General features: G+C 77.9%; 2 protein-coding genes. Both read right to left on the bottom strand.

Translation table 11 applies throughout. From position 1 onward, the window contains the following. On the bottom strand, positions 1–325 hold a 325-nt coding region (locus K1Y72_RS35765), incomplete at its 3' end, for a beta-ketoacyl synthase N-terminal-like domain-containing protein (RefSeq protein ID WP_220170991.1). An 11-nt stretch (positions 326–336) separates the two neighbouring features. After that, on the bottom strand, positions 337–8007 hold the full coding sequence (locus K1Y72_RS35760) for a type I polyketide synthase (protein WP_220170990.1): 7671 nt from the start codon (positions 8005–8007) through the stop codon (positions 337–339). Positions 8008–8026: the final 19 nt, after the last annotated feature.

Here is an 8026-nt window from a genome sequence, read left to right as displayed (position 1 = left end):
GGGCGGCGTCGAACGCGCCGGGTTCGGTGAGGAAACCGCCCTCCCTGGCGTAGGTGTGCCCGGCGCGTTCGGGATCGGGGTCGTAGAGATCGTCGGGGTTCCAGCCGCGGTCGCGGGGGAACGCGCCGATGGCGTCGCGGCCGTCCGCGACGAGGCGCCAGAGGTCCTCGGGGGAGGCGATGCCGCCGGGGAGGCGGCATGCCATGCCGACGATCGCGATCGGTTCGGTCCGGCGCGCCTCGGCCTCGTGCAGCCGGTGGCGGGTCCGCTGCAGGTCGGCGAGGGTGCGCCGCAGGTACTCGCGGAGCTTCTCGTCGTTCGCCATGTGCGCCTCCTTCAGCCCTGTCCGAGTTCGTGGTCGATGAGCGCGAAGAGCTGGTCGTCGCTCGCCGCCTCCAGGTCGGGTCCGGGTTCGCCGGGCCCGGCGAGGCGGGCGGTGAGCGTGTCGAGGCGGGCGCGGATCCGGTCGCGGAGCGCGCCGTCCTCGGGGGGTTCGCCGAGCGCGCGTTCCAGCCGTTCCAGTTCGAGCAGGGCGGGCGGGACGGCGGCGCGCGGGGCGATGCCGAGTTCGGTGCGGAGCCGTTCGGCGAGCGCGGCCGGGGTGGGGTGGTCGAAGACGGCGGTGGCGGGGAGCCGGGCGCCGGTCGCCTCGGCGATGCCGTTGCGCATCCGCACGGCGGTCAGGGAGTCGAACCCGATGTCCTTGAACGCCTGGTCGGCGCGCACGGTCTCGCCGGCGGCGAGGCCGAGGACGTCCGCGGCGACGGTGCGGACGAGGTCGAGGAGCTCGCGCCGCTGGTCGGCCTCCGGCAGCCGGGCCAGGCGATCGGCCGGGGACTCGCGGGGCTGCTCGGCGGCGGCCGGGGCGCGGCGCGGGGCCGCGCCGACCAGGCCGCGCAGCAGCGGCGGGAGCGTGCCGTCGGCGGCCCGGCCCCGGAGGGCGGCGTGGTCGAGGCGCGTGGGGACGAGGACCGGTTCGCCGTCCGCGCGCAGCGCCAGGTCCAGCAGCGCGAGCGCCTCGGGCGTCGGCAGGGGGAGCTGGAGCCCGCGGGCGAGGCGTTCGCGGCCCTCGTCCCCGAGGGGGCCGGTGAGGCCGCTCGCCTGTTCCCAGAGTCCCCAGGCGAGGGAGACGGCGGGGAGTCCTTCGGCGCGGCGGAGGACGGCGAGGCCGTCGAGGAAGGCGTTGGCGGCGGCGTAGTTGCCCTGGCCGGCGCTGCCGAAGATCCCGGCGCCGGAGGAGAACAGCACGAACGCGGCGAGGTCGAGGTCGCGGGTCAGCTCGTGCAGGTGCCAGGCGGCGTCCGCCTTCGGGCCGAACACCGCGTCCAGCCGCTCGGGGGTCAGCGTGGCGAGGACGCCGTCGGAGAGGACGCCCGCCGCGTGCACGACGGCGGTCAGCGGATGCTCGGCCGGGACGCCGGCGAGGACGTCCGCCAGGGCTTGGCGGTCGGCGACGTCGGCGGCGACGACGCGTACCCGGGCGCCCGCGGCGCGCAGCTCGTCCGCCAGGTCGGCGGCGCCGGGCGCGTCCGGTCCCCGGCGGCTCACCAGGACGAGGCCGCGCACGCCGTGCGCGGTGGCCAGGTGGCGGGCGACCAGGCCGCCGAGCGTCCCGGTCCCGCCGGTGATCAGGACCGTGCCGCCGGGGTCCAGGAGGGGGCCGGTGCCGGTGGGGCGGGCCCGCAGCAGCCGGGGGGCGTGCAGGGCGCCCGCGCGGACCGCGAGCTCGGGCTCGCCGGAGGCGGCCGCCGCGGGCAGCAGGGCTCGCGCGGCGCCGGGGTCGTCGGTCTCCACGAGCGTGATCGGGGCGGGGTCCTCGACGCGGGCGGTGCGGAGCAGGCCCGCGACGGCCGCACCGGCCGGACCGCTGCGGGTGAGGACGACCTTGGGGGGCGTGCCCGCGAGACCGCTCAGCGCTTGCGCGACCAGGGCGCGGGCCGCCTCGGGCGGCGGTCCGGGCGGGACGTCGGTGAGGTCCAGGACGTCGGAGGCGGCGAGCGGCGCGGCGTCCGGCGCGGCGCGGACGGGCGTCCAGCCGATGCGGTGGAGGGCGTCGGAGGCGGGCGCGGCGGCCGGGCGGAGCACCAGCGACCCGATCCCGGCGACGGGCCGCCCCGACCGGTCGGTGATCGCGAAGGTCACGGCGTCGTCGCCGGCCCGCGCGGCGTGCACGCGGAGCGCGGTGGCGCCGGTGGCGTGGACCGCGACGCCGTTCCAGGCGAACGGCAGGAGCGGGGCGCCGTCCGCGGAGCGCGGCGCCGCGCCGAGGTTGGCCGTCTGGAGCGCGGCGTCCAGGAGCGCCGGGTGCAGGGCGTGGTCGCCCGCCTCGACGCCGTCGGGCAGTTCCACCTCCGCGAACACCTCGTCCTGGCGGGTCCAGGCGGCGCGCAGGCCCCGGAACGCCGGGCCGTAGTCGTAGCCGCGCGCGGCGAGGTCGTCGTAGAAAGAGGCGACGGCGGCCGGTTCGGCGTCCGCGGGCGGCCACGCCGAGGGCTCCGGGACCGGGGCGGGGACGTCCGGGGACACGTGGCCGGTGGCGTGGCGCGTCCACGGGCCGTCCGGCTCGGTCCGGGCGTGGACGCCGACCGGGCGGCGCCCGGCGCCGTCCTCGGCGCCGACCGTGACCGAGATCTGGACGGTCTCGCGCTCAGGCAGCTCCAGGGGCGCCTCGATGATCAGCTCGTCCAGGGCCGCCGCGCCGGTCTCCGCGGCGGCCCGCAGCACCAGCTCGGCGAAGGCGGCGCCCGGCAGCAGCACGCGGCCCGCCACGGCGTGGTCGGCCAGCCAGGGCCGGGTGCGCGCGGAGAGGCGGCCGCTCGCGAGCACGCCCCCGGTGCCGGGGTCCGGGGTGATCGTGTCCAGCAGGGGCGGGACCGCCGCGATCCAGTAGCGGCGCCGCTGGAACGCGTACGTCGGGAGCGGCACCCGCCGCCCGCCGTGGGCCGGGTGGAGCGGCGACCAGTCCACGGCCGTGCCCCGAACGTGCAGCTCGGCGAGCGAGAGCAGGAAGCGCCGCAGGCCGCCGTCGTCGCGGCGCAGGGTGCCGGCGACCACTGCGGTGCGCTCGTCCACGGTCTCCTGAACGCTCGGCACCAGCATCGGATGGGCGCTGACCTCGACGAACGTGCGGAAGCCTTCGTCGTTCAGGGTTCGGGTGGCGTCGGCGAACCGGACGGTGCCGCGCAGGTTGCGGTACCAGTACCCGGCGTCCAGGCCGGTGGTGTCCAGCCAGCGCGCTTCGACGGTGGAGAAGAGCGGGATGCGGGCAGGCTGCGGAGCGATGCCGGACAAGAGACCGGCCAGCTCGTCCTCGATGGACTCCACGTGCGAGGTGTGCGAGGCGTAGTCGACCGGGATGCGGCGGGCGCGTACGCCGTCGGCCTCGGCCCCCGCGATCAGCTCGTCCAGGGCGGTGGGGTCGCCTGCGATGACCACCGAGGCCGGTCCGTTGACCGCCGCGATCTCCAGGCCGGGGGTCAGGCGGGCGGTGACGTCCTCGACCGGTAGCGCGATCGAGGCCATGGCGCCCCGGCCGGCCAGGCCGCGGGCGATGGCCTGGCTGCGCAGCGCCACCACCCGCGCCGCGTCCTCCAAGGAGAGGGCACCCGCAATGTGGGCGGCGGCGATCTCGCCTTGCGAATGCCCGACGACGGCGTCGGGACGGACGCCGAACGACTCCCACAACCGCGCCAGCGCCACGTTCACCGCGAACGACGCGGGTTGGACGACGTCCACGCGGTCGAGCGGGCCGCGCAACGCCTCCGCGAAGGACCAGTCCACATACGGCTCCAGGGCCTCCCCCACCTCTGCCAGGGCTTCGGCGAAGACGGCCGACTCCTCCGCCAGCGCGCCCGCCATGCCGACCCACTGCGCTCCCTGGCCCGGGAACACGAAGACGGTCTTGCCGGTGACGTTCGCGATGCCGGTGACGACGGCCGGGGCGGGGGCGCCCTGCGCGAGCGCGCCGAGTGCGGCCACGGCCTCGTCCCGATCGGCCGCGACGACGACGGCCCGCTCGTCCAGCGCGGCGCGGGCGGTGGTCAGGGCGCGTCCGATCTCGGCCGCGGTGAAGTCCCGGTGCTCGGCGGCGAAGGCGGCGAGCCGCGCGGCCTGGGCCCGCAGCGCGTCCCGGCCGCGCGCCGACACCGGCCACACCGTGGCGGCGGGCTCCTCTCCCCCGGCGGGGGCATCCGTGTGGGTTTCGGGGGCCTGCTCGATGATGACGTGGGCGTTGGTGCCGCTCACGCCGAACGACGACACCCCCGCGCGGCGCGGCCGGTCCACCTCGGGCCAGGCGACGGGCTCGGCCAGCAGCCGGACGCCGCCCGCCGACCAGTCGATCCGGGAGGTCGGCGCGTCCACGTGCAGGGTCGCGGGCAGCACGCCGTGCCGGAGCGCGTGCACGATCTTGATGACGCCGGCCGCGCCGGCCGCCGCCTGGGTGTGGCCGATGTTCGACTTGACCGAGCCGAGCCACAGCGGGCGGTCGTCCGGGCGGTCCTGGCCGTAGGTCGCCACCAGCGCTCGGGCCTCGATCGGGTCGCCGAGCGGCGTACCCGTCCCATGCGCCTCCACGGCGTCGACGTCCGCGCCCGTCAGGCCCGCGTTCGCGAGGGCCCGGCGGATGACGCGCTCCTGCGACGGCCCGTTCGGTGCGGTCAGCCCGTTCGACGCACCGTCCTGGTTGACGGCCGAACCGCGCACCACCGCCAGCACCTCGTGCCCGTTACGGCGCGCGTCCGACAGGCGCTCCAGGACGAGCACGCCGACGCCTTCCGACATGCCGAACCCGTCGGCGTCCTCGGCGAACGCCTTGCAGCGGCCGTCGGCGGCCAGGCCGCGCTGCCGGCTGAACCCGACGACGCCCTCCAGCGTGGACATCACCGACACGCCGCCCGCCAGCGCCAGCGAGGACTCCCCCGACCGCAGGGACTGCGCCGCCAGATGCAGCGCCACCAGCGACGACGAGCACGCCGTGTCCACCGTCACCGCCGGACCCTCCAGGCCGAGGGTGTAGGAGACGCGCCCGGTCAGCACGCTGGCCGCGTTGCCGGTGACGAGGTAGCCCTCGTCGGCCTGGTCGCGGGCGGCGTCCGTTCCGTAGTCCTGGCCGTGCGTGCCGACGAAGACGCCGGTGGGCGTGCCGCGCAGCGATGTCGGGTCGACGCCCGCGCGTTCCAGGGCCTCCCACGACACCTCCAGCAGCAGGCGTTGCTGCGGGTCCATCGCGAGGGCTTCGCGGGGGTTGACGCCGAAGAAGGCGGCGTCGAAGTCGGCGAGGCCGCGCAGGAAGCCGCCGCCCCGCACGTAGGTCTTGCCGGGGGCGTCGGGGTCGGGGTCGTAGACACCGTCGAGGTCCCAGCCGCGATCGGTGGGGAGCGCGGTGATGGCGTCGCCGCCCGCCGTCACGAACCGCCACAGGTCCTCCGGGGAGTCCAGGTCGCCCGGGAAGCGGCACGCCATGGCGACGATGGCGACGGGGTCGCCGTCGTCGGCCGTCGCCGGGGCGGGGGCCTCGGCCGGAGCGGCCGTCCCGGACAGTTCGGACCGCAGGTGCGCGGCGACGCGGGCCGGGGTCGGGTGGTCGAAGACCAGCGTCGCGGGCAGGCGCAGCCCGGTGGCCTCGGCGAGCCGGTTGCGCAGTTCCACCGCCGTGAGGGAGTCGAGGCCGAGTTCCTTGAACGCGCGTCCCGGCTCGACCGCGTCGGCGCCCGCGTGCCCGAGGACGGCGGCGGCCGTCCCCCGGACGATGTCGAGCAGGTCGGCGGCCGCGATCGTGTCCGGGCCGGGGGACGCGGCCACGGCGGGGCGCCGGGGCCGGGCGGGCGCGAGGGCGCGCAGCAGCGGCGGCACCTCCTCGCCCGCGCGGACGGCGGCGAGGTCCAACCGGATCGGCACCAGCGCGGGACGGTCGCTCTCCAGGGCGGCGTCGAACAGCGCGAGTCCCTGCTCGGCGGTCAGCGGGCGGGTGCCGGTGCGGGCCATCCGCGCCAGGTCGGCGGCGGACAGGCGGCCGCCCATCCCGGCGGTCTCGGCCCACAGGCCCCAGGCGAGGGAGACGGCGGGCAGGCCCTCGCCGCGCCGGTGCCGGGCGAGCGCGTCGAGGAAGGCGTTCCCGGCGGCGTAGTTGCCCTGGCCGGGGCTGCCGAACGTCGCGGACGCCGACGAGTACAGGACGAAGGCGGCGAGGTCGAGGCCGCGGGTCAGCTCGTGCAGGTGCCAGGCGCCGTCGACCTTCGGGGCGAGGGCGGCGTCCCAGGCGTCCGGGCCGAGCGAGGCCAGCACGCCGTCGGCGACGACCCCCGCCGCGTGGACGACGCCGGTCAGCCGGTCCGCGACCCGCCCGACGACGCCGGCGAGCGCGTCCCGGTCGGCCACGTCGGCGGCGACCGACCGCACCCGGGCGCCCTGGCCGGACAGCTCCTCGACCCAGCCGGCGGGGGCGCCCGACCGCGACAGCAGGACCAGCTCGGCGACGCCGTGCGCCCGGACGAGGTGCTCGGCGACGAGGCGGCCGAGGCCGCCCGTCGCGCCCGTCACCAGGACGGTCCCGCCGGCGAGCCGCGAGCGCTCCGGCGGGGGCGGCAGCGGTGCGCGGGTCAGGCGCGCCGCCAGGACGCGGCCGCCGAGCACCGCGAGCTGCGGCTCGTCGGCCACCAGCGGCAGCGCGGCGGCGACCGCCGCCTCGCCGGGATCGTCGGTGACCAGGGACGCGAACCGGCCGGGGTGCTCGGACTGCGCGCTCCGGACGAGCCCGCGCACCGCCTCGTGCACCGGGTCGTCCGGCGCGGTGACCACCAGGAGGCGGGCGGACGCGGCGCGCGGGTCGTCCGGCCAGTCGCGCAGCACGCGCAGCGTGTCCAGGCCGACCGCGTGGACGCGTTCGGGGACGGGCCGGGCGGCGTCGCCGCTCCCGACGCGGTGGACGACGACCTCCGGCGCCGGCCGCCCGGCGCCCTCGGCCGGAGTCCAGGACACCTCGAACAGCCGGTCGCCCGCCCGGTCCGGGGCGATGCGCGCGGGGTCGAGGGGGCGCAGCGCGAGCGAGCCGACGTCGGCGACGGGGTTTCCGGACGGGTCCGCCGCGCCGATGGTCACGGTGTCGGGGCCGGTCGCGGTCAGGTGGACGCGCAGCGTGCGGGCCCCGGACGCGTGCAGGCGCACCCCGGACCAGGAGAACGCGAGGCGCGGCCGGTCGGGGTCGGGCAGCAGGCGCGCGGCGGCGATCGGGTGCAGGGCCGCGTCGAGGAGCGCGGGATGCAGGCCGAAGCCGCCCGCGTCCTCCCGCTCGGGGAGCCGGAGCTCGACCCACGCCTCGCCGTCGCCCGCCCAGGCGGCGCGGACCGCGCGGAAAGCCGGACCGTACTCGACGGGGAGCCGGTCGTAGAAGCCGTCCAAGTCCAGCGGCCGGGCCGTGGCGGGCGGCGGCCACGGGACGCCGGCGGCGTGTCCTGTGTCCTCCGTCAGGGTCGCGGTGGCGTTCTCGGTCCACTCCGCGCCGGGGCCGCTCCGCGTGTGGACGCGGACGGACCGCCCCTCGACGCGGATCTGCAGGTCGAGCGCACCGCCTTCGGGCAGCACGATCGGCGCGGAGGCGGCGAGTTCGGCGACGGCCGGCGCGCCGCGCAGGTCGCCGATGTGGTGCAGGGCGTCGAGGAGCGCGGTGCCGGGGAGCAGCACGGTCCCGTCCACCCGGTGGTCGGCGAGCCAGGGGTGATCGCGTTCGGACAGCCGCCCGGTGAACACCGCCCCGTCGGATCCGGCGAGCGTGACGACGGCGTCGAGCAGCGGGTGCTCGACGGGCTCCGGCCCGGCGGCCGCCCCCGCCGGGCTCAGCCAGTAGCGCTCGCGCTGGAACGCGTAGGTCGGCAGGGCGACCGGGCGCGGATCGGTCCCGGCGAAAACGGCCGCCCAGTCGACCGCCACGCCGCGCACGTGCAGCTCGGCGAGCGAGAGCAGGAAGCGCCGCAGGCCGCCGTCGTCGCGGCGCAGGGTGCCGGTGACCACCGACGGGCCGGTCGCGATC

It is taken from the genome of Actinomadura parmotrematis, assembly GCF_019458805.1.
Lineage (GTDB): Bacteria > Actinomycetota > Actinomycetes > Streptosporangiales > Streptosporangiaceae > Spirillospora > Spirillospora parmotrematis.
The sequence above is the reverse complement of the archived record's forward strand: the minus strand, read 5'-3'. Positions and strand labels throughout refer to the sequence as shown.